The sequence below is a fragment of the Bifidobacterium mizhiense genome (assembly GCF_020884755.1).
Lineage (GTDB): Bacteria > Actinomycetota > Actinomycetes > Actinomycetales > Bifidobacteriaceae > Bombiscardovia > Bombiscardovia mizhiensis.
Genome location: NZ_BPWE01000004.1, coordinates 139,386 through 160,963 on the forward strand (window position 1 = coordinate 139,386; position 21,578 = coordinate 160,963).

At 63.9% G+C, this 21,578-nt stretch carries 18 protein-coding genes; 5 read left to right on the forward strand and 13 right to left on the reverse strand.

Translation table 11 applies throughout. The features are described from left to right. Nucleotides 1-78 precede the first annotated feature (78 nt). Together LPC22_RS06845 and LPC22_RS06850 are read left to right on the forward strand one after the other, a co-directional pair. Nucleotides 79-1,257, forward strand: a complete 1,179-nt coding sequence (locus tag LPC22_RS06845; RefSeq protein WP_229133249.1) for a TspO-related membrane protein — start codon at nucleotides 79-81, stop codon at nucleotides 1,255-1,257. A 117-nt stretch (nucleotides 1,258-1,374) separates the two neighbouring features. After that, entirely contained in the window at nucleotides 1,375-2,976 is a 1,602-nt protein-coding gene (locus tag LPC22_RS06850; RefSeq protein WP_229133250.1) for an ABC-F family ATP-binding cassette domain-containing protein, read from the forward strand. Nucleotides 2,977-2,997: 21 nt separating this feature from the next. On the opposite strand, the gene LPC22_RS06855 is transcribed toward LPC22_RS06850, so the two are convergent. Then, nucleotides 2,998-3,687, reverse strand: a complete 690-nt coding sequence (locus LPC22_RS06855; RefSeq protein WP_024628070.1) for an MgtC/SapB family protein — start codon at nucleotides 3,685-3,687, stop codon at nucleotides 2,998-3,000. A gap of 136 nt (nucleotides 3,688-3,823) precedes the next feature. Between LPC22_RS06855 and LPC22_RS06860 the strand changes: the two genes are divergently transcribed. Genes LPC22_RS06860 through LPC22_RS06870 form a run of 3 tightly spaced genes read left to right on the forward strand, consistent with a single transcriptional unit; the run spans nucleotide 3,824 to nucleotide 7,535 of the window. Beyond that, the gene (locus tag LPC22_RS06860; protein ID WP_229133251.1) at nucleotides 3,824-5,731 is read left to right on the forward strand and encodes a bifunctional ADP-dependent NAD(P)H-hydrate dehydratase/NAD(P)H-hydrate epimerase; all 1,908 of its coding nucleotides are present in this window, start codon (nucleotides 3,824-3,826) and stop codon (nucleotides 5,729-5,731) included. Between the two features lie 28 nt (nucleotides 5,732-5,759). Beyond that, nucleotides 5,760-6,542 (forward strand): 2,3-bisphosphoglycerate-dependent phosphoglycerate mutase, encoded by a 783-nt coding sequence (locus tag LPC22_RS06865; RefSeq protein ID WP_229133252.1) that lies wholly within the window; start codon nucleotides 5,760-5,762, stop codon nucleotides 6,540-6,542. 24 nt (nucleotides 6,543-6,566) lie between these two features. Then, nucleotides 6,567-7,535 (forward strand): LysR family transcriptional regulator, encoded by a 969-nt coding sequence (locus LPC22_RS06870; RefSeq protein ID WP_229133253.1) that lies wholly within the window; start codon nucleotides 6,567-6,569, stop codon nucleotides 7,533-7,535. A gap of 55 nt (nucleotides 7,536-7,590) precedes the next feature. Here the strand turns inward: LPC22_RS06870 and LPC22_RS06875 are convergent, their stop codons facing one another. The 12 genes from LPC22_RS06875 to LPC22_RS06930 form a co-directional block, all read right to left on the reverse strand. Beyond that, entirely contained in the window at nucleotides 7,591-8,673 is a 1,083-nt protein-coding gene (locus LPC22_RS06875; RefSeq protein ID WP_229133254.1) for a DsbA family protein, read from the reverse strand. 125 nt (nucleotides 8,674-8,798) lie between these two features. Next, nucleotides 8,799-9,548: an orotate phosphoribosyltransferase gene (pyrE, locus tag LPC22_RS06880; protein ID WP_229133255.1), complete on the reverse strand. Its 750-nt coding sequence runs from the start codon at nucleotides 9,546-9,548 to the stop codon at nucleotides 8,799-8,801. After that, the gene (locus LPC22_RS06885; protein WP_229133256.1) at nucleotides 9,545-10,492 is read right to left on the reverse strand and encodes a dihydroorotate dehydrogenase; all 948 of its coding nucleotides are present in this window, start codon (nucleotides 10,490-10,492) and stop codon (nucleotides 9,545-9,547) included. The genes pyrE and LPC22_RS06885 overlap by 4 nt, the downstream gene beginning before the upstream one ends. Continuing rightward, nucleotides 10,489-11,334 (reverse strand): dihydroorotate dehydrogenase electron transfer subunit, encoded by an 846-nt coding sequence (locus LPC22_RS06890; protein WP_229133257.1) that lies wholly within the window; start codon nucleotides 11,332-11,334, stop codon nucleotides 10,489-10,491. The genes LPC22_RS06885 and LPC22_RS06890 overlap by 4 nt, the downstream gene beginning before the upstream one ends. Beyond that, nucleotides 11,331-12,392 (reverse strand): orotidine-5'-phosphate decarboxylase, encoded by a 1,062-nt coding sequence (pyrF, locus tag LPC22_RS06895; RefSeq protein WP_229133258.1) that lies wholly within the window; start codon nucleotides 12,390-12,392, stop codon nucleotides 11,331-11,333. The genes LPC22_RS06890 and pyrF overlap by 4 nt, the downstream gene beginning before the upstream one ends. Before the next feature lie 2 nt (nucleotides 12,393-12,394). Continuing rightward, nucleotides 12,395-13,774 carry a dihydroorotase gene (locus tag LPC22_RS06900; protein WP_229133259.1) on the reverse strand — a complete coding sequence of 460 codons (1,380 nt, stop codon included), beginning with the start codon at nucleotides 13,772-13,774 and terminating at the stop codon, nucleotides 12,395-12,397. 1 nt (nucleotide 13,775) lies between these two features. Beyond that, nucleotides 13,776-14,189 (reverse strand): aspartate carbamoyltransferase regulatory subunit, encoded by a 414-nt coding sequence (locus LPC22_RS06905; protein ID WP_045924450.1) that lies wholly within the window; start codon nucleotides 14,187-14,189, stop codon nucleotides 13,776-13,778. Then, on the reverse strand, nucleotides 14,186-15,193 hold the full coding sequence (pyrB, locus tag LPC22_RS06910) for an aspartate carbamoyltransferase (protein WP_024627990.1): 1,008 nt from the start codon (nucleotides 15,191-15,193) through the stop codon (nucleotides 14,186-14,188). The genes LPC22_RS06905 and pyrB overlap by 4 nt, the downstream gene beginning before the upstream one ends. 70 nt (nucleotides 15,194-15,263) lie before the next feature. Beyond that, nucleotides 15,264-18,344, reverse strand: coding sequence for a bifunctional [glutamine synthetase] adenylyltransferase/[glutamine synthetase]-adenylyl-L-tyrosine phosphorylase (locus LPC22_RS06915; RefSeq protein WP_229133261.1), 3,081 nt, complete (start codon nucleotides 18,342-18,344; stop codon nucleotides 15,264-15,266). Nucleotides 18,345-18,429: 85 nt separating this feature from the next. Beyond that, nucleotides 18,430-18,630, reverse strand: coding sequence for a carbon starvation protein (locus tag LPC22_RS06920; protein ID WP_121914686.1), 201 nt, complete (start codon nucleotides 18,628-18,630; stop codon nucleotides 18,430-18,432). Nucleotides 18,631-18,715: 85 nt separating this feature from the next. After that, on the reverse strand, nucleotides 18,716-19,951 hold the full coding sequence (mmsB, locus tag LPC22_RS06925; RefSeq protein ID WP_024627987.1) for a multiple monosaccharide ABC transporter permease: 1,236 nt from the start codon (nucleotides 19,949-19,951) through the stop codon (nucleotides 18,716-18,718). Continuing rightward, entirely contained in the window at nucleotides 19,948-21,504 is a 1,557-nt protein-coding gene (locus LPC22_RS06930) for an ATP-binding cassette domain-containing protein (RefSeq protein ID WP_229133262.1), read from the reverse strand. The genes mmsB and LPC22_RS06930 overlap by 4 nt, the downstream gene beginning before the upstream one ends. Nucleotides 21,505-21,578 lie beyond the last annotated feature (74 nt).

Consider the following 21,578-nt stretch of genomic DNA (forward strand, 5'->3'; position numbering starts at 1 on the left):
AGGCCGGTCGGCCCATGCCCGGGGCCATCCCCATGGCGGCAGTACGGTTGCGGCCGGCAAGGAGAGGAAGCATGTGCCATGACTGACAAGGACAATCCGCGCAGACTCTGGACCGACGATGAGGACCCGGTCGAGAGGGCCAAGCGCACCTCCCCTGCCATGCAGGGCAACCAATCAACCTCGGGCTCGTCATCGGCAGCCCGGAGTTCGAAGAATGAGAGTTCAGCATCTTCCGGTGCGTCGACTTCGAATTCTTCGACTTCGAATTCATCTTGCTCAGATTCATCGTCTTCAAGTGCCACAGCCAAGCAGTCTGGTGACTCGTCGCAGAAGTCATCGACTGAAAAAACCAGCACAAATGAGACCGCCAGTAGAGGCGAGAAACGCTCTGATAACAGCAGCACTAAGGCAGCACAGGAATCAAATCAGACCAAAAGGCAGGATCAGCCTGAGAAGGAGCAGGAATCCTCCAAGGGACGCGGCTGGAAGCTCTTCGAGGACATCCTGCTCTGGGTGGCCTGGGTGGCCATGGTGGGCTTCAACGGCTATGCGGAGGTCTACCACTTCAATGGCACGACCGTGGGCGGTCTGGCCCGCAAGGTCGATCTGTGGATCATGCCCGCCGGCTACGTCTTCGCCATCTGGGGGGTCATCTACATAGCCCTGGCCATCTGGCTCTTCCGCTTCTGCCTGGCGGGACCGAGCCGCAAACGTCTGGGCTTCCTGCCCTTTACACTGAGCGGACTGCTCTTCGTGGCCACCTGCTGCCTGAACATCGCCTGGCTGGCCCTGTGGCACATGGAGCGCAACTTCTGGGCTCTGGTCATCATCCTGATTCTGACCGTGCTGGCCTGGATGCTCTACGCTCTGGTGCGCAGGGACGCCACCAAGGCCGGAACCCCCACCGCCGCCAAGGCCCTGGACTGGATTCCCCTGTCCATCTACGCCAGCTGGCTGAGCGTGGCCACCCTGGTCAACGCCGGATACATGGTGGTCGCCGGGCACAAGGTCGGCAGTGCCGTCCAGGGATTCGCCACCATCATCGTGGTCGGCGCCCTCCTGGCCGTCGCTTATCTGATGAACAGGCATGGCAAGGACTGGGTCTTCGGCCTGGTGGTCATCTGGGCCTGCCTGGGCATCGGCATCAGGATCTTCTCCTTCGCGGCCGCCATGGGCGTGCTGGTCATTGCCCTGACCGCTGTGGGCGCCTTCCTGGTCTACTTCCCCTGGAACAAGTTCAGGGTGGTCCGCCGCTGATCCATCCATGATGCATCCATTGCCCCGTCAGCCGAGACGCACTGGCGGGGCTTGCTTCTTGCTACCATGATTCCTTGCAAGTTTTGAATCCATGAGGAAAGCGGGGTCGGAGGCGGCATGGCTATTGAGGCGCAGGGACTTGAGATCCGAATAGGTGCCCGACTACTGCTGCAAGCCACCGACTTCCACGTGACCAAGGGCGACCGGATCGGCCTGGTGGGCCGCAACGGCGCCGGCAAGACCACGCTGACCCGGGTCATCACCGGCGACATGCTCCCCTCGGCCGGCAAGGTGCGGGTGACCGGACAGCTGGGATACCTGCCCCAGTCCACTCATGCGGGCGACTCCGAACAGAGCGCCCTGGACCGGGTCATGAGCGCCAGGGACATTGCATCCATCATCCAGCGGATGCGCAAGGCCGAGACCGAGATGACCAGTCCAGATCCCAAGGTCATGGAAAAGGCCATGAAGCGCTACGACAAGGCCCAGCAGGACTTCGAGAACGCCGGGGGCTATGCGGCCCAATCCCAGGCCATCGTCATGGGCGAGAGCCTGGGGCTGAGCCAGGAGACCCTGCAGCAGGCACTGGGCACCCTCTCCGGCGGTCAGCGCCGACGTGTCGAGCTGGCCAGGATCCTCTTCTCCGATGCCGACACCCTGATTCTGGACGAGCCCACCAACCACCTGGATGCCGACTCCATCGAATGGCTCAAGGGCTACCTGCGCCGGTTCGAGGGCGGCTTCCTGATCATCTCCCACTCCACCGAGCTGCTGGACGAGACCGTCAACCGTATCTGGCACCTGGATGCCCAGCGTTCCTGCATCGACATGTACACGATGGGATGGAAGGCCTACCTGCGCCAGCGGGTGGTCGACGAGGAGCGCCGCCGCCGCGAACGGGAGGTGGCCGAGAAGAAGGCCGACCGTCTGATGCGGCAGGGCATCCGCCTGCACGCCAAGGCCACCAAGGCCGTGGCCGCCCAGAACATGATGCGCCGTGCCCAGCGCCTGCTGGCCGACACCCAGGAGGCGGAGAAGGCCGAGAAGGTGGCGGACCTGCGCTTCCCGGATCCTGCTCCCTGCGGCCGCACGCCCATCATGGCCGAGGACCTGTCCAAGGCCTACGGCTCCAACATCGTCTTCGCCGGCATCAACCTGGCCATCGACAAGGGCTCCCGGGTAGTCATCCTGGGGTACAACGGCGCTGGCAAGACCACCACCCTGCGCCTGCTGGCCGGCATCGAACAGCCCGACACGGGCAAGGTGACCCTGGGGCATGGGGCCAAGATCGGCTACTTCGCCCAGGAGCACGACACCCTGGATAACGACGTCACCGTTCTGGAGAACCTGCAGCATGTGGCCCCTGACCTGGACAACACCCAGGCGCGGACCATCCTGGGCTCCTTCCTCTTCTCAGGGGACGACGCCATGAAGCCCACCAAGGTGCTTTCGGGCGGCGAGAAGACCCGCCTGGCCTTGGCCACCCTGGTGACCAGCCGGGCCAACGTCCTTCTGCTGGACGAGCCCACCAACAACCTGGACCCCGCTTCACGCGAGGAGATACTCAAGGCCATCGCCAAGTACGAGGGGGCCATCGTGCTGGTCACCCACGACGAGGGGGCCGTCAAGGCGCTCAACCCTGAGCGGGTCCTGCTCATGCCCGATGGGGATGAGGACCTCTGGAGCGACGACTACCTGGATCTGGTGGCCGAAGAGTAGGCAGCCGCAATAGCGAGCGGGTCAGTCGTCCCCTCCTAGGACCTCCACGCCCTTGACCCCTGGGGTCTGACCAATGGATTCCACCAGCTCGGTCACATCCCCCTTGCCCAGCAGGTTGACGGTGACATCGGCGCCCTTCCAGGCATCCCGGTGCAGCTCGTGGATGGTCAGCACCCGGGATTCGAAGCCCATTCGGGTGGCCAGGAGCAGGGATTCGCGCAGACAGCCGTGGCCGTCCTGATATACGATGCGCAGGACCGTGTTCTGACGGTTGCGCAGGAACCACTTGAGGATGGGCGCGATGACCAGGACGGCCAGAAAGTAGAAGACGACCGCCAGGATGGCGATGGCGAAGAGCTGGACCCCGCAGGCCATGCCTACGGCGGCGGCCACCCAGATGGCGCTGGCTGTGGTCAAGCCCTTGACCGAGTCGTGGTTGAAGAAGATGACCCCGGCCCCGATGAAGCCGATGCCCGAGGCCACGCCAGCCGCGATTCGCGAGGCATCCCAGGAGTAGTTGCCCACAGCGGCCTGGATGCCGTAAAGGGAGACCATGGTGAACAGGCAGCTGCCCAAGCCCACCAGAATATGGGTGCGGATGCCAGCGTCGTGCTTGAGGAACTCGCGCTCGAAGCCGATCAGGCCACAGAGCACCACCGTCAGGACCACCGCCATAATCTGCCCTTGATTCGGCATTGCGAATCCCTGCATGGATTTCCTTCCTGCTCTCGTAAATAGGCAGACCTTATAACGCTTGCAGGACAAGGCCATCGGATAGAGTGGAGCCAGCACGTGGCCGGCCGTGCCGCCGCCGCACGTGGACCTTTTGAATGAGGGGTGTGATGCCATGAAGCCGTCACCAGATGAACGCCGCGAAGCCCGCCGGACTCTGGCCACCAGCGCCTATACCGCCGACATGATCCGATCCTTGGAGCAGCCGTTTTTGGATGACGGGGTGCCCCTGATGCGTATCGCCGCCGGATCCCTGGCCTCCGTGGCCGACGTCATGCTGACCCAGGCCGGGCTGGAGCCGGCAGGAGCCAGGATCGTCCTGCTGGCAGGAGCCGGCAACAATGGCGGCGACGGGCTCTACGCCTCGGCTGACCTGGCCGGGCACGGGGCCGACGTGACGGTGGTGGCGACCGGGCAGAGCCTGCACCAGGGCGGATTGGATGCCCTCCTGCGTGCCGGCGGAGTGGTCACGGCCCTGGATCCCCAGGCAGCCATCCCCGGCTGCGAGGCACCGGCCGGCCCGGACCAGGCCTCCGAAGAACTGGACCAGGCCCTGGAGCTGTGCCGACAGGCGGATCTGATCATCGATGCCATGACGGGCATCGGCCTCAAGGGGGCGCTGCGCGGCATCCCCGCCGCTCTGGCCGCGGAACTGGGCATGGAGGGCGGTCTGCCCGACAGGCCAGCCTGGCACGACCCCGCCGGTCAAGACGGGCCCCTGGTGCTGGCCGTGGATACTCCCTCCGGCGTGGACATTGATGAAGGCACCCTGCCCGGGGCCTACATACCGGCGGATGTGACCGTGACCATGGGAGCCATGAAGCCCTGCCTGATGCTGCCTCCGGCCGCCTACGTCTGCGGAAGAGTCGTCCTGGTGGACTTCGGCTTCGACACCTCGGCCCTGGCCCCCAGCGTCTCCTGCATGAACGCCGAGGACTGCGCCGGACTTTTGCGCGCGCCCCGGGTGGATGACACCAAGTACACCAGAGGCGTGGTTGGCCTGGTCACCGGATCCGCGCTCTACCATGGCGCTGGGCTGCTCTCCAGCAGGGCGGCGGCCAGCGGCAACGTGGGCATGATCCGCTACTGCGGCCCCGAGCAGGTGGGCGATCTGATCCTGCAGGAGCTGCCCGAGACTGTCCTGGGCCGCGGAAGGGTCGAGTCCTGGGTGCTGGGTTCGGGTGTGCCCACCCGGCAGGCCCAGGAGGCCGCTGGACCTGAAGGCCAGGACGATCAGCGGGATCTGATTGCCGACATACTCAACCGACAGGCCGCGGATCTGGACGAGGACGAGGCAGCGGCCGATCCGCCGGTGGTCGCCGATGCCGGAGCCCTGGACCTGCTGCCGGACCGGCTGGGGCCACGCACCGTCCTGACCCCGCATGCGGGCGAGATGGCCGCCCTGCTCAACTCGCATGGCGAGAACGTGGACGGCGACCAGGTCATGGCCGAACCCCTGCACTGGGCTGTCCGCGCCTGCCAGCTGACCGGGGCCACCATTTTGCTCAAGGGCGCCATCACACTGGTTGTCGGCGAGGACGGCACCGACCGCCCCCGGGTCATGACCACCGGCTTCGGGCCGGCCTGGCTGTCCACGGCCGGATCAGGGGACGTGCTCTCCGGCACCATCGGAGCGCTGCTGGCCCAGAACGCCGGACCGATCCAGGATGATGCCACCCTGATGGCGGATCTGACGGCAGCTGCGGCCTTCCTGCACGGACTGGCCGGTTCTTTGGCCAGCGGCGGCAGGCAGACCGGCTGGGAGCAGCCGCTGATCTTCGACCCCCGCAAGCCCCAGGATTTCGCCGATCTGGTAGCCCAGGACAGCCAGCGGGATGGTCACGGGACTGTTGCAGGACCCATGGGACAACCGATTCGCGCCGGGCAGGTGGCCGATGCCCTGCCCAAGGCCATAGGGCTGGTCATGTCAAGAGCCGAGGGAACTGCCGACCAGAACGACCGATCCGCCCAGGATGGGGACGATGCCTCTCAGTTCTTCGAGAACAGCTCGCTTTGGTTCTAAACACGTCCTCAGAAAAGGAGTCTATTCGATGACCGCGCAGCTCATCGTCATGCGTCATGGGGAAAGCGTCTGGACTCAGAAGTCGGTCAACCGTTTCGCCGGTTGGGTGGACGTGCCCCTGACGGAACGCGGACTGGATCAGGCCCGCCATGCCGGACGGCTGCTCAAGGAGTCAGGCCTGCTGCCCGACCTGGTCTTCACCTCCCTGCTGACCCGCAGCATCGTCACCGCCAATACGGTGCTGGATCTGGTTGATCGGGCCTGGATTCCGGTGGAGCGCACCTGGAGGCTGAACGAGCGCCACTATGGCGCCTTCCAGGGGCAGACGCGACCGGCCATGCTGGAACGCTACGGCCAGCAGCAATTCGACATCTACCGGCGTTCCTACGATGTTCGGCCGCCGGCCATCGCAACCGATTCGCCAGACTTTCAGGGAGGGGATCCGCGCTATGCCCCGGCCATGCGCGACGGGCTGGACAGCCGGAATCCGGCCGAGATCCGTGCCGAGTGCCTCAAGGACCTGCTGCTCCGCCTGCAACCCTATTGGCGCAGCCGGATAGCCCCGAACCTGGCCCAGGGCCGGACTGTGCTCGTCGTCACCCACGGGTCCGTGGTCCGCAGCCTGATCAAGGTCCTTGAAGAGGTTGACGACAAGGACATCAGATCCATCAACGTGCCCACTGGCGTGCCCATGGTCTACAGCTTCGTGAACGGCGGAGACGGCAACCCCCAGGTCCAGGGTCCGGGTCGCTATCTGGATCAGGAGGCCGCCGACCAGGGTATGGCTGAAACCGCGGCCCTGGGCCGATAGGGCCTTGGGTATAGATTGGCTTATATGACACTGCTCCAACTGCGCTACATCGTCAAGATCGTCGAATGCGGCTCGATGAACGAGGCCTCGCACGAGCTCTACATCTCCCAGCCGGCACTGAGCTCATCGGTCAAGGAGCTGGAGAACGAGCTGGGCATCGAAATCTTCACCCGCCACTCCCAGGGGATCGCTCTGACCGTGGACGGGGCGGAATTCCTGACCTACGCACGACAGATTCTGGACCAGACCGACCTGCTGGAGGCCCGCTATAAGCAGGTCAGGCCCCGCAAGCAGCTCTGCCGGGTCTCCACCCAGCACTACATGTTCGCAGTGGAAGCCTTCGTGGAGATGATCAACTCCATCGATTCCGACGAGTACGAATTCACCATACGGGAGACGCGCACCAGGGACATCATCGACCAGGTGGCCACCCTCCAGTCCGAAATCGGCATCATCTACGAGTCCGACTTCAACAAGCGGGTGCTGTCCAAGATGCTCCGGGAGAAGCACCTGGACTTCCACCCCCTCTTCCGGGCGGACCTGCATGTCTTCATCGCACGAACCAACCCCCTGGCCGATCGGGCCATGGTGACCATGAAGGACCTGGAACCCTACCCCTTCCTCCAGTACGAGCAGGGCGAAGAGGGTTCCTTCTACTTCGCCGAGGAGGCGGTCTGGCCCGACTACTCCCCCAAGCAGATCACCGTGAGTGACCGGGCCACCATGCTCAACTTCATCGTCGGGCTCAACGCCTACACGGTCTGCACCGGCATCGACAACGAGGACCTCAACAACGAGAAGATCGTCAGCGTCCCCCTGGAGTCGGACGAATCCATGCTGGTGGGCTGGATCGTCAACAGCCGGACCAAGCTGTCCCATGCCGCCGAACTCTACTTGGACAAGCTGCGCCAGGTGGTGTCCAGCCACGGATACTCGCTGATCGAGCAGGAGCCAGGCGAGCAGGAGCCAGGCAAGCGACAGTCCAACAGATAACAGTTCCTCCTGTAGCGGTGACGAGTGAACTTCGCCGCTGGTCACTAATCGCCGTTCACTTTACTGCCAGCGCTTTTCCCTGTGCTCCGATGGAGGGCATCTTCCCCTGATGGCCCACATCCTGCGATTTGAGCCCCAGGGCCTTGAGCAGGGCTCGATCCAGATGTTCCAATCCGCCTTGGCTCTTGGCCGCTGCGGTCAGATCCCAGACCCTGCCGTTGATCATGATGGTGGGGGTCGAGAACTCCCCTTTGGCGTCCTTGGCGTCCTTGCGGGTGATGGCATAGGCATTGACCTTGTCCACCCATGGCCTGTAGGTGCCCTGGGCGAAACGGTCTGCCAAAGCCCTGGGCACGCCCACGCCCACGGCCTTGTCGGCCAGACGTGCATCGGAGACCGCCTGATAGGAGCTTTCATTGGGTTGGAAGTCTGCTGCAAAGACGGCGGCAGCGAAGGCCGGCAGATGATCCGGATCCTCCTGGGCCACCATGGCCAGGGCGTTGTCCACGCGGCTGGAGTACTGGTCACTGGAGGCCGAATCCAGGAAGTTCAAAAAGTTGTAGGTGACGTTGATCTGACCGGCGCTGATCATGCGCTGCAGCTGGGGATCGATGACCCGGCCCACCTTGCCGCACCAGGGGCACATGGGGTCCATGAAGATCTCAAGGGTCGGTGCGTCGGCAACCTTCTTCTTGCTGCCGACCCCCTTGGCTGAAACAGTCAGCCCTCCCTGGTCGTCGGCCACCGAAGGCTTGACGGTGACCTCTTGCAGGGCCTTGTAGGCCTTGGCGTCCCCGCTGGGACCATGGCTGACTTGCGCGGTCGACGCTCCTGATGAGGGCTTTTGGGCTGACTGGTTGCCTGCTGCATGATCAGCCCACAGCATGTAGATGCCTGCCGCAAGCACCAGCACAAGAGCCACCGCCACCAGTATCAACGGAACCCTCCGCGAGCTCTGTGCAGGTGCACTGTCTTCAGAGCCGCTCTCCTGAGGCTGACCTGTCTCTATGGGTTTCTCCTCAGTGGCAATTCGCCCATCAGCCGAAGTGGCCGAAACGGCAGGCTTGGTCGCATTCACCGCGTCGGCCGTAGTCTGGTCCGGTTCCTCATGACCGTTCTGTCCCAGAGGTTTTGTCATGATCCATGGCCTTCCTTGCGATGATGATCCGTCGGCCTGCCCGCCGGACCTTTACCAATCTACACGAGGGTCGGCCGACAGCAGGACCGTCCGAAGAATGTGCGCTGATATGAGCCGGTCCTTGCTCAGGCCCCGTAGCGCTCCAGATAGTCCCTGGCAGCATCGGCCGTGTGCTGATCCAGAATGGGCGACCCGTCCGGGCCCTTCATGGAGGCAGCCGCATCGAAGATCTGGCGGACGTTGACAATGCTGATGACAGGGAAGTGGAATTCATCCATGATGGACTCGACAGCCGAGCCCTGGCCCTGTCCGGTGCGCTCCATCCGGTCCACGGAGAGCACCAGGCCGACGATGGTCACCTTGGCCTGGGACATGATCTTGGGCACCACCTGGCGAACCGCGGTCCCGGCGGTCATGACGTCATCCACCAGCAACACCCTCATACCATCCCTGAGCTGGGTGCCGACCATGAGGCCTCCGTCGCCATGGTCCTTGACCTCCTTACGGTCAAAGGTGTAGCCGACCGGCATGTCGTGCGCCCCACTCAGGGCGATGGCGGTGGAGACGGCCAAGGGAATCCCCTTATAAGCCGGACCGAAAACCGTGTCGATGTCGGCGGGCAGGGTCCCCTGCTTCACGGCCTGCACGATGATCCGGGCGTAGAACTCCCCCAGCAGGGCGATCAACCGTCCGTCATTGAAGGCTCCGGCGTTGATGAAGTAGGGCGAGCGCCGCCCCGACTTCAGGGTGAAGTCACCGAACTTGAGGGCCCCGCTCTGCAGCAGAAAGCTGGTGAAGCCCTCCTGGATGCGGCGGGTCTGCTCCTGGGCTTCCCCGTCTTGGTTGGTCGTGTTTTCGGCTGCGGATGCGCTCATCGCCAGCACTCCCCTTTCTTGAGCAAATCGGCCAGCTTGGGCCGCTCGTCCAACAGATCGTCCAGCTCCCGGGCCACCCTCATGGGCGCCACAGGATCCACCAGGGCCGCAGCCCCGACCTCCACGGCGTTGGCCCCTGCATAGAGGAATTCCAAGGCCGTGAGCCCCGAGTCGATGCCCCCGATGCCGATGATGGGAACCTCGGGCAGTGCCTGACGCACCCGCCAGACGAAGGACAAGGCAATAGGCAGGATGCAGGGGCCTGAGACACCGCCGGTGCCCTGGGCCAGGATGGGTCTGCCCGTGTTGATGTCGATGCGCATGCCCACCAGGGTGTTGATCAGACTGAGGGCATCCGCTCCCCCATCGACGGCCGCCCGGGCCACCTCCACGATGTCGGTGACGTTGGGGGTCAGCTTGACCACCATGGGCTTGTCCGTCAGACCCCGAAGGCGGGTGATCAGCCGGTTCAGGGCCTTGGCGTCAGTGCCTACGGACATCCCCCCGTGAGAGACGTTGGGGCAGGAGACGTTGATCTCCAGCATGTCCGCCGGGGAGTCGGCCAAGCGTTCCACGACCGTGGCATAGTCCTCGTCGCTGTGGCCGGCCACATTGGTGACCACGTTGGCTCCCAAGGCCTTGAGCCTGGGCAGCTCGTCCACCAGATAATGGTCCACACCCGGGTTCTGCAGACCCACGGAGTTGACCATGCCGGCTGGACTCTCGGCGGTCCTGGGCGTGGGGTTGCCTTCCCAGGGAACCGGTGAAACACCCTTGGTGGAGATGGCACCCATCTGGGAGACGTCGTAATAGCCCCCACAGGCATCCAGGTTGAAGGTGCCCGAGGCCGTGCCCACCGGGTTCTTCCAGGGCATGCCGGCCACAACAGTGCCATGCCGCCAGGTGTGCGGATCCAGAGGATCCATGATTGTCAGCCCGCTCATCGTGCCTCCTTCTTGTCCCCGCCTGCATCCCAGATCAGACGGTCGGCGGCAAAGACCGGGCCGTCCTTGCAGACCTTGAGCCTGCCGTCCACGGTGTCGACCACGCAGGCCACGCAGGTGCCATAGCCGCACCCCATCCGGGACTCCATGCAGCACTGGGCAGGCAGGCCGGCCTTACGGGCCCAGGCGGCCACGGCCCGCATCATGGGCAGGGGGCCGCAGGTCAGGATGATGGTCCGCTCAGGATCGATGTCGCCGCGAACCCGGTCCAAAAGGGTTATCACATCCCCGGAGGCATTGTCGATGGATTCCAGCCGATCGGTCAGCGAGCCCATGATGGCATCCGCGAACCGATGGTCCCGATAGCCCAGCAAGGCGGTGGTACGCACTCCGGACCGACCTTGCAGGCACTGGGCTGCGCGGATCAGCGGGGGGACGCCCAGGCCGCCACCCACCAGCAGATAGTGAGCCGGTTTCTCCAGGTCGAAGCCATGACCCAGGGGTCCCAGCAGGTCCACAGCCATGCCTGGCTGCAGTCGGGAGAACTCGTAGGTCCCCTGGCCCACTACGGCGAAGATGATCTCAATCTGCTCGCCCTCCAAAACCCGGCTGATGCCGAAGGGCCTGGGCATCATGGTCATCCGGTCGGCCGAGTAGAGGTTGATGAAAGCTCCTGCCGGGGCGTGGGCTGCCAGGTAGGGGTCGCGGATGAGCATCCGCCAGACCTGCCGGTCCAAGGGCTCCATGCCGGTGACCTGGGCGGTGCGCCGTCCGGGCAGTCGGCCTGCTTCTTGGGCCTGCTCCTCCACCTGGCTGGTGGATATGAAGAGGTTGGGTTTCATCGGGCCTCCTTGATCGCCTGATTGAGATCGTCCTTCATGGCCTGCGCGGCTTGGCGGGCATCGCGGGTGACCATACCCAGGGCCGCCTGAACGCTCAGCTGCGGGCTGTAGTCCGGATCCTTCCGCCAGGCTGCGATGATCCCCCGTGAGGAGTTGACCACAGCGCCGCCGCCGGACCGGTCGAACATGGGCGCCACGTCGGCCGCCGAACCACCCTGGGCTCCGTAGCCGGGGACCAGGAAGAAGGTGTGGGGCATGGCCCGGCGCAGCAGTGCGCCGTCCTCGGGGTGGGTGGCGCCGACCACGGCGCCAAGTCTGGAGTAACCTGATTGGCCGATGGAGGACTGCCCCCAGGATTCGACCAAGTCGCCCAGGCGCTGATAGATAGTGCCGCCGCCCGAGTTCACGTCCAGGCCCAGTTCCTGGATCTGGCTGCCCGAGGGGTTGGAGGTGCGCACCAGGGCGAAGAGGTCTCCCTGGATGTGTCCGGCTGCCTCTAGGAAGGGTTCAACACCGTCGGAGCCCAGGTAGACATTGATGGTCAGGGCATCCTCGTACCAGGGGAACCTCCCGCCTGTTGGGGCCGACCCATCCACTGCCTGCCCCTGATTGAAGGGCAGGGGAAGCCCGTCCAGGTGGGCGGCATAGGCCTCGGCCGTGGAGCCGATGTCCCCGCGCTTGACGTCACCGATGACATAGAGGCCGCGGTCGGCTGCAGCCCGGCAGGTGCCGGTGTAGGCCCTGATGCCCCAGGGCCCCAGGGCCTCGTACATGGCGATCTGGGGCTTGACTGCGGGCACCAGGTCGCCCACGCCTTCCAGGATGGACAGGTTGAAGCGCAGATAGGCCCGGGCCAGGTGGTCCGCCCAGACGGCCTGAGCCTGTTCGCCCTGGGTCTGCTGCGGATCCTTGGGGTCCAGGCCCATCTGGGCCATGCTCCCGGCGGCGCGCTGCCGGGCCTGTTCGATCAGCTGGCTGGGCAGCAGTTCCGGTCGCGGATCCAGGCCGACCACGGTCGGATTCTGCTTGTCCTGGATGAGCGCGGTCAGTCGGTCCATGCTCAGATCCTTTCCCTGGTGATGACACGGCTTGCGGGCAGGCGGGAGAAGACCAGATGCCCATCCTTGATGGTGGCCATGATCCGTCCGGTCAGTTCCGCCCCGGCGAAGGGGGTGTTCCTCGCCTTGGAGTGGAAGCGGTTGGGATCAACCTTCCACTTGGCCTCAGGATCCAAGATGACCAAGTCGACGGGTGGCTGGCCAGCCTTATTGACCGTGTTGGCCATGTACGAGGGCAGGTCTTCGGGCAGGAACCGGTGCATGCCCATGAGCTCTGCTGGAGCTAAGGACATGAGCTCGATCAGGCGGTCATGGCTGATGAGCCCGCTTTTGACCAGGACCTGGTTGCAGACCGCGTAGGCAGTCTCAAGGCCGATGATGCCGTTGGGGGCATCCTTGAGCCCCAACGCCTTCTCAGCAAGAGTGTGGGGGGCGTGGTCGGTGGCGATCATGTCCACAGTGCCGTCGGCCACGGCCTCAAGGGCAGCCTGTTGGTCGGCGCGGGACCGCAGCGGAGGGTTCATCTTGGCCATGCTGCCGCAACGCAGCAGGTCCTCGTCACAGAGGGCCAGATAGTGGGGTGCGGTCTCGCAGGTGATCGGCAGACCATGGGCCTTGGCCCGGCGGACAGCTTCGAACCCGCCGTCGGTGCTGACATGTTGCAGATGCACCCTGGTGCCGGTGCGTTCTGCCAGGGCGATGTCCCGATTGATGATGGCGGTCTCGGTGGAGGCTGGAATCCCCTCCAGTCCTAGCTGGCGGCTGACAGCACCAAGGTTGACCTGACCGTGCTCGTGGTGTTCACAGTGGTCCAGGATGGGCAGATCGAATTCCCGGGCATTGGCGGCCACAGCCTCAAGGGCCTGATCGGCGACGGCCGAGCCGTCGTCACTGATGGCCACTACAGGGTGTGCCCATCCGTGGCCGGGCAGGTGCCCCGACCAGTCGTCTGGGTTTGAGGCCTGACGGCCTGCCCGGTCCTTGGTAGCAGCCACGCAGAGGGCATAGTCCACCGGCAGGCACAGCCCGTGGTCACGTTCATAGGATTCCAGGTATTCGATGACCGTGCGCCCGTCGGCCATCTTCGCCTGGCCGTCCATGGCGGGCTGGGTATTGGGCATGAGCAGTATCAGCCCGTAGCCTCCGGCCGCTGCGGCAGCTGCGCCGGTGACCATATCCTCTTTATCGGTCTGCCCAGGGTCGCGCAGGTGGACGTGGGGATCGACCAGGGCCGGAGCCAGTACCAGCCCCGAAGCGTCTATCTGATCCGCCCCCGCCGACATGGCACCGGTCTCGTCGATCAGCGCGTTTTCGACTGCCTGGGGAAGCACCAGATCGACCGCCCTGCCGTTGCGCCAATCAGTCAACCCCAGTAGCCGCATGTCAGTCTTCAGCCTTCTCGTCGCAGTAGTCGCAGCGGTAGACCCCGGCATCGTCCAGGTGGAAGCGTTGGTCCACGCCGGTCTCCACCGTGGTCACACAACGGGGGTTGACACAGGTGATGACGTTGACCAGATGGTTGGGGCGGTCCGGCTGATGCTTACTGACGATCCTGCCCTGCCGGACCACATCGACGGTGGCCTCGGGGGCGATGAACCCCAGGGCGGTCAGGTCCAGATCCCCGGTCTGCTCGATCTTGATGATGTCCTTGGACCCGTACTTGCGGCTGTCCGTGTTCATGATCAGGGCCAGCCTGGTCTTCGCCGGGTCCACGCGCAGGTAGTGCAAGACCTTCAGGGCTGTGCCCGCACGAACGTGGTCGATGATGATGCCATCAACAATACTGGTGACCTTCATGCCGCCACCTCCTTCTGCTTGCGGTAACCGGGCAGCTCGTCACCCAGCAGGGCGCTCTCCAGGGCCATTCTGACCAGCATGCCATTGCGGACCTGCTGGAAGTAGGCCGCACGCGGATCATCGTCCACCTCCACGGCAATCTCATTGACCCTGGGCAGCGGGTGGAGAATGGCCATGTCGGGGCGCGCGGACCGAAGCTTGTCGGCATTCAGAATGTAGGTGTCGCGCAGGCGCAGGTAATCGTCCTCGTTGAAGAATCGCTCCTGCTGGACACGGGTCATGTAGAGCACGTCCAGGTCACCGATGACCCCGTTCAGGTCCCCGGTCTCACGGTAGGTGCAGTCAGCCGAGGAGCGAATCCTCTCCAGGACGTATTCGGGGGTACGCAGCTCGTCGGGACTGATCAGGACGAAGTCCACATGGCCCAGGCGGCAGAGGGTGGTGATCAGGGAGTGGACGGTGCGGCCGAAGGTCAGGTCCCCGCACAGACCGATGGTCAGGTGGTTCAACCGACCCTTGCGGGCGCGGATGGTGGCCAGGTCGGTCAGGGTCTGGGTCGGGTGCATGTGTCCACCGTCGCCGGCGTTGATGACCGGGACCGTGGCTGCCTGGGAGGCCACCAGAGCGGCCCCTTCTTTGGGGTGGCGGATGGCCACGATGTCGGCGTAGTTGGAGACCGTCTTCAGGGTGTCGCTGATGGACTCCCCCTTGGAGACGCTGGCCAGCTGGGCGCCGGCGAACCCGATGACCTGGCCGCCCAGACGGAGCATGGCCGTCTCGAAACTGAGCCGGGTGCGGGTGCTGGGTTCATAGAAGAGCGTAGCCAGGACCCGGCCGTCGCAGGTGTGGGCCACCTGGCGGCGATGGGTATCGATGTAGGCCGCCCGATCCAGCAGGTCCAGGATCTGGGTCATGGGAATGTCGTCGAGGGTTACCACACTTCGCCCACGAAGGGGAACGACGGCGGAAGAGGTGTTGGATGCGTGATCAACTTGTTGGGACAACGGCTCACCTTCCTCAAGGTGGCCACCTTATGTGACCTGAACAAGCATACGACCCCGGATGGACCCAGGGTCAGCCTCCGTAGAAGAGCCTTTCCATGACCTGCCTGCAGCGGCGCATGGCCGCCAGCAGCTCGTTGACAAAGTGCTGGCCCCGGTGGGCCGGGTAGCCCAAGCAGACCGCGATGCCTCCCAGAACCTGACCATCGTCAGGCAGGATGTCCGCCTGGGAAACACGTCCGGACCAGAGGAAGTTGGCGTTGCGGGCAGCCGTGCAAAGCACCCAGCTGCGGCGTAGGGCCTTGGCATCCTTGGTCTGGATGAGTCCCGCAGCCTCCAGGGCGTCCAGGGCTGTCAGCGTGCCGGTGACCTGCAGCTCAGGCAAATCGTGGGCATGGCGCAGCTGGAGGAGCTGAACCGTCCACTCCACGTCAGACAGCCCTCCCCGACCAAGCTTCAGATGCCGGTCCCGACGCACGCCGCGCGGCAGTCGCTCAGCCTCCATCCGGGCCTTGAGCCGGCGAATCTGTCCCAGTTCCTCCTCGTTGGGTGGCAGCTGAGGGTAGCGCAGCGGATTGGCCGTACCCTCCAGAAAGGCCTTGGCCAGGTCCGCATTCCCGGCTGCAAACCTGGCCCGGATCAGGGCCTGATGTTCCCAGGTCTCGGACCATTCTCGGTAGTAACGCTGGTAGGAGTCCAGGGATCGCACCAGAGGACCCTGGCGTCCTTCGGGGCGCAGGTCAAAGTCCAGATCGATGCCGGGTTCCAGGCTGGCCCGTCCAGCCAGGACGGCCCGCAGGTCGGCGGTCACCCCACGTGCGAATTCCGCCGCCTGGTCCTGGTCGGCGCCCGAGGCTGGACGATAGATCAGCATGATGTCAGCGTCCGAGTTGAAGTTGACCTCCCTGCCTCCGTAGCGGCCCATGCCGATCACAGCCAGATCGGCTGGTGCACTAGCCTGTTCCAGGCGGTGGTCCACGGCCCAGTCCAAGGCTGCATTGATGGCTGCATCATAGACATCGGACATGCCCGCCAGACAGGCCTGCTGATCGTCCACCCCGCTCATCCAGCCCAGTCCAATACGCTCGATCTCCTGTCGGCGCATGGCCCGCACTGCGGTGGCGAACTCCTCCAGCGAGTCCGCATGACGGGTGCGATAGGCCGCGGCGCGCTTGTCAAGGGTGGCTCGATCACGGGGGATCATATCCTGGTCATGGCCCAGCCAGGTGACCGACTGGACGGACCGGGCCAGGGCGCCGGACAGGTAGCGCGAGTTGGACAGGACGTGGCAGAGTCGGCGGGCGGCCGAGGTGGAGTCACGAAGGAAGCCCAGGTATGTGCTCTTGCCGCCGAAGTGCTCCTCCAGGGTTCGCCAGCCCAGCAGTCCCATGTCCGGATCCTGTCCCTCCCCCAGCCACTGGAGAACGGCAGGCATGAGAATACGGTTGATCCGCGCCGATCGGGTCACCCCTGTAGTCAGCGCTGTAACGTGGCGGATGGCTGCATCGGGGTCGGCAAAGCCGATGGATGCGAACCGTGCGCGAGCCGCCTGCGGGCGCAGGCTGACCTCGTCCTCGTCCACCTGGGCATTGATGGGTAGCATGGGGCGGAAGTAGATGGCCTGGTGAAGGTTGCGGACCTCGATCCTGGTGGCCTGGTATTGGGCCAGCATCTGGTCGGCATGCAGACCGAAGGCCCGGGCCAGCCGTCGCAGATCGCGGTTGTTCTCCAGTTCCTCCAGGCTGGGTGGCCGCTGGCCGAGGGTACCTGAACGGTTGATTTTCGGAAAGAGATGGGTGCGACGCAGCTGCCAGATCTGCAGACGATGCTCCATGACCCGCTCGAACCGATAGTCGTGATCCAGCAGGTCGCCGTGCCTGGCAGAGATGTAGCCGCCCTGGGCCAGTGCCTGCAGGGCATCCAGGGTGGCCGGACAACGCAGATCGGGGTCGCTGGAGCCATGGACCAGCTGGAGCATCTGGATGGTGAATTCCACGTCCCGCAGACCCCCCTGACCCAGCTTGATCTCACGCTCCTTGCGGTCCTCGGGTATCAGTCGTTCCACACGTTGGCGCATCCGCTGGCAGTCGTAGACGAAGTTGGGACGCTGGCAGGCACCCCAAACCAGGGGTTCGATCATCGCCGCATACTCCTGGCCCAGGGCCTTGTCGCCCGCGACAGGACGGGCCTTGAGCAGGGCCTGGAACTCCCAATTTTCAGCCCATTGGGCATAGTAGTCAGCGTAAGAGGCCAGACGCCGCACCAGGGGGCCGTCACGCCCCTCTGGCCGAAGGGCGGTATCAACCTTCCAAAGCGGCGGCTCGGTCGATCCGGGAATGACCGCCTGGCAGACTCGCTGCAGGAGGACGGCCATGGCAGTGCCCACAGCGATGGGATCGGTCTCCTTCGAATCGGTCCCTGATGCCGGCTCCACCAAGTACATGATGTCCACATCGGATACGTAATTGAGTTCCTGGGCGCCCAGCTTGCCCATGCCAATGACGGTCAGACGGCATGAATCCGCATCGGGAACCTGACGGCAGGCGATGCTCAGGGCACCCTGCAAGGCAGCATCGGCCATGTCGGACAGGGCCCGGCTGATTGCTGGCTCCAGCTCCAGGGGATCCTCAGCTGCCAGATCCCGGGCCATGACGGCAGCCAGTTGCAGCCGGTATTCAAACCGCAGTGCATCGGCGTAGGCCGCCAGTGAGGGCGCCGAATCCGAATTCTTCTCCACCCGGTCCAAGGCGTCAAGAACCCGCTTCTTCCTGGTTTCCGCCGGACAGTCAGCCAAGTGGTCGTGGTCAAGGGCGGCTGCCTCTACCAGCTCCGGCCGCGAGCGCATCAGTCGCCCCATGGCCTCCGAGGCCCCCAGCACCCGGATCAGCGACTGGGCGGCATCTTGGTTTTCCTGCGGGGATCCGGCCAGAAAGTCCGGCCTGGCTCCCTGCGGGTACTGCTCCAGAATTCGTATCAGCCCAGCAAGGGCTTCGTCAGGATCACAGGCCTGCTCGAGGCTCTGGACCAGGGTTTGCTCCAGCTCCCGATCGTCCACCAGACGGCTAAGCCGATCCAGCCTGACCCGGGCCTTGTCCAGGTCGTGCAGCCCAAGGTGGATCAGGGTCGAAGTGGTCGGTTGCGCTGGATCTTCCATGACTCATCCCCTGCCTTTGCTTAAGGCTCCACAACGACTCTGATGTCTGCGGAACCGGTACAGGCATTATAGGGGTGACGGGTCGTCAGCCTTTACGCCCCTCCCGGAAGGCGCAGACGGCACAGTATACGGTGACAACAGTCAGGCACACGGTGAAGATCAGTGTGGGCCATGTCAGCAGGCTGCCGTCCCGCACGGCCTCAGCCAAGGATTGGACCAGCCAGATGGCGCAGGCAGCAGCAGTCAGGCCATACATCCGAGAACGGGCCTTGCCGGTGATACGCACGATTGTGCTCCTTTTTGCAGATGTTCGAAAGGTGAATGATGGCTTAGGGGACGTGAAGTGCCCGTCCCCTAAGCCGATGGTCAGGTCAGCTCTTGCGGCGCTTGGACATGACATCAATAGCCACAGCCAGCAGGAGCACCAGGCCCTTGATGGTCTTGACGATGGCTGTATCCACACCCATGATGGACAGCCCCTGATTGATGACACCCATGACGAAGGCTCCAACGACGGCCCCGGGAATGGTTCCGATGCCGCCGGTGACAGCCGTGCCGCCGATAAAGCAGGAGGCGATGGCATCCATTTCGAACTCCATGCCTGCCTGAGCAGTGGCCGAGGCCAGTCGTGAAAGCATGCAGATGGCTGCCACGGCCGACAGGAAGCCCATGTGGACGAAGAGCGTGAAGTCCACCCGTTTGGCGTTGATGCCCGAAAGCACAGCGGCCTTGCGGTTGCCGCCCACTGCGTAGACATGCCGGCCGAAGACGGTCCTGGTGAGGATGAAGTTGTAGATCAGGACCAATACGGCCACAATGACCAGCATTATGGGTGTCCCGCCCTGGTTCTCATTGCCGGAGGAGGCCAGCAGGTAGGTCACGAAGAGGATGACGACTGCGGCCACGATGATCTTGCCGGTCATCAAGGCCTTGGGCTCGGGAACCAGACCTACAGCCAGGGTCTTGCGGCGGCGGGCAATCTGCGACCATGCGTATGCCAGGATGCAGATCAGGCCCAGCACCACGGTCAGGCCGTCGAAGGGGCCCCACCATCCCAGGATGTTGGGCAGGTAGTCACGGGCGATCCCCCTGAACTGTGCGGAGGTGATAGGCACGGACTCGCCGACGATGACCGTGGCCAGGCCACGGAAGATCAGCATGCCGGCCAGGGTGGTGATAAATCCTGGAATGCCGATGACGGCGACCCAGAAGCCCTGCCAGATGCCGATCAGCAGACCTACAATCAGGGACAGGCCGATGGCCACGATCCAATTGACCCCCATATGTTCCATGAGGATGGCGCACACGCCTCCGATGAAGGCCACCAGCGAGCCCACCGACAAATCAATGTGGGTGGCGATGATGACCATGACCATGCCGATGGCCAGGATGATCACGTAGGCGTTCTGCTGGATCAGCGAGACGAAGCTGTTGGGTTTGAGCAGCACCCCCTTGGTCAGTATTTCGAAGACGACCACGATGACCACCAGAGCGCCGACGATGCCATACTGCCGGGCATTGCTGGCCAGGGAGGCCAGAATGCCAGGTCCTGCCTGTTCTTGTTCCACCGCCTGGGCGGTGCTCTTGTTGCTGTTGGGCGAGCTCATCTGGCTGCCACTCCCTTCTTTTCCTGGGTCATGCCCTTCATCAGATATTCCTGCGAGAAGTCCCGTCGCTCCACGTCGTTGGTGATGACCCCCTGGCTGACCGTATAAATCCGGTCACAGATGCCGATCAGCTCGGGCAATTCAGAGGAGATGACCACCACAGCCTTGCCCTGGTCGACCAGCCGGTCGATGATCTCGTAGATCTCGTATTTGGCTCCCACATCAATGCCTCGGGTGGGCTCGTCCAGGATGAGCACATCAGGATCCGAGATCACCCACTTGGCCAGCACGACCTTTTGCTGGTTGCCGCCGGAAAGGGTGGAGACGGGCACATCGATGTTGCTGCACTTGATGTTGAAGTCCTTGCGGTACTCCTCCACCCGTGCCCTCTCCAGGTTCTCGTTCATGACCCCATGGCGGCTCATTTTCTTGAGCGAGGCCAAGGAGGCGTTTTCCCTGATGTTCTGCAGCAGATTGAGTCCGAAGACCTTGCGGTCCTCAGTGGCATAGGCCAGGCCCGAATCGATGGCCGACTGGACGTTCGGCAGCTCGACCTGGCGGCCATGCATCTCGATTCTGCCGCTGATGCGGCTGCCATAGGATCGCCCGAAGATGCTCATGGCCATCTCGGTGCGGCCCGCACCCATGAGTCCCGCCAGTCCGACGATCTCACCCTGGTGAACCACCAGATTGGCATGATCGACCACGGTGCGGGAGGGATCCTGCGGGTGGTGGACAGTCCAATCGCTGACCTTGAGCACCTCCTTGCCGATGTGCGGCACGTGCTCGGGATAGAGGTTGGTCAGCTCGCGGCCGACCATCTTCTGGATGAGCAGATCCTGATCCAGCGGGTGGTCTTGGTCGATTCGCATGCCGCCCACCGTGGAGCCATCCCGTAGAATGGTCACCCCATCCGCAATCTGCCCCACCTCGCCCAGCTTGTGGGTGATGAGGATGCTGGTCACTCCCTGCTGGTCACGCAGCTGTCTGACCAGATCCAGCAGATGATCGGAATCATCGTCGTTCAAGGCGGCTGTGGGCTCATCCAGAATCAGCAGCCTGACGTGCTTGGACAGCGCCTTGGCGATCTCCACCAGCTGCTGCTTGCCCACTCCAAGGTCCATGACCCTGGTGTCGGGTTTTTCGTCCAGCCCCACACGCTCCAACAGACGCGAGGCCTTGGCCCTCGTCGTGTCCCAGTCCATGACGCCATTGTGGGCCTGCTCATTGCCCAGGAAGATGTTCTCGGCAATGGATAGGAAAGGGCTCAGCGCCAGCTCCTGGTGGATGATGACGATGCCGTCGTCCTCCGAATCATTGATGGTCCGGTAGCGGCAGGGCTTGCCGTCGAACAGGATTTCGCCGGTATAGCTGCCATGAGGGTAGACCCCGGACAGCACATTCATCAGGGTTGACTTGCCGGCTCCGTTTTCCCCGCAGATGGCATGGATTTCGCCCTTGCGCACATCCATGTCGACATTGGACAGGGCCTTTACCGGACCGAAGGTCTTGGTGATTCCCTGCATTCGCAACAAGATGTCCTCGTCGGACATGCTTTCACCTCCTGTGCGCCGACCGTCCCTCCCCTTGACCGGAAGCGGGACGGTCCGGCGCGACTGTGATGCCA

What these genes read in the sequence shown, in the direction of transcription:
- LPC22_RS06845 (WP_229133249.1), top strand. Translation starts at nt 79, where the DNA reads ATGACTGACAAGGACAATCCGCGCAGACTCTGGACCGACGATGAGGAC.
- LPC22_RS06850 (WP_229133250.1), top strand. Translation starts at nt 1,375, where the DNA reads ATGGCTATTGAGGCGCAGGGACTTGAGATCCGAATAGGTGCCCGACTA.
- LPC22_RS06855 (WP_024628070.1), bottom strand. Translation starts at nt 3,687, where the DNA reads ATGCAGGGATTCGCAATGCCGAATCAAGGGCAGATTATGGCGGTGGTC.
- LPC22_RS06860 (WP_229133251.1), top strand. Translation starts at nt 3,824, where the DNA reads ATGAAGCCGTCACCAGATGAACGCCGCGAAGCCCGCCGGACTCTGGCC.
- LPC22_RS06865 (WP_229133252.1), top strand. Translation starts at nt 5,760, where the DNA reads ATGACCGCGCAGCTCATCGTCATGCGTCATGGGGAAAGCGTCTGGACT.
- LPC22_RS06870 (WP_229133253.1), top strand. Translation starts at nt 6,567, where the DNA reads ATGACACTGCTCCAACTGCGCTACATCGTCAAGATCGTCGAATGCGGC.
- LPC22_RS06875 (WP_229133254.1), bottom strand. Translation starts at nt 8,673, where the DNA reads ATGACAAAACCTCTGGGACAGAACGGTCATGAGGAACCGGACCAGACT.
- pyrE (WP_229133255.1), bottom strand. Translation starts at nt 9,548, where the DNA reads ATGAGCGCATCCGCAGCCGAAAACACGACCAACCAAGACGGGGAAGCC.
- LPC22_RS06885 (WP_229133256.1), bottom strand. Translation starts at nt 10,492, where the DNA reads ATGAGCGGGCTGACAATCATGGATCCTCTGGATCCGCACACCTGGCGG.
- LPC22_RS06890 (WP_229133257.1), bottom strand. Translation starts at nt 11,334, where the DNA reads ATGAAACCCAACCTCTTCATATCCACCAGCCAGGTGGAGGAGCAGGCC.
- pyrF (WP_229133258.1), bottom strand. Translation starts at nt 12,392, where the DNA reads ATGGACCGACTGACCGCGCTCATCCAGGACAAGCAGAATCCGACCGTG.
- LPC22_RS06900 (WP_229133259.1), bottom strand. Translation starts at nt 13,774, where the DNA reads ATGCGGCTACTGGGGTTGACTGATTGGCGCAACGGCAGGGCGGTCGAT.
- LPC22_RS06905 (WP_045924450.1), bottom strand. Translation starts at nt 14,189, where the DNA reads ATGAAGGTCACCAGTATTGTTGATGGCATCATCATCGACCACGTTCGT.
- LPC22_RS06915 (WP_229133261.1), bottom strand. Translation starts at nt 18,344, where the DNA reads ATGGAAGATCCAGCGCAACCGACCACTTCGACCCTGATCCACCTTGGG.
- mmsB (WP_024627987.1), bottom strand. Translation starts at nt 19,951, where the DNA reads ATGAGCTCGCCCAACAGCAACAAGAGCACCGCCCAGGCGGTGGAACAA.
- LPC22_RS06930 (WP_229133262.1), bottom strand. Translation starts at nt 21,504, where the DNA reads ATGTCCGACGAGGACATCTTGTTGCGAATGCAGGGAATCACCAAGACC.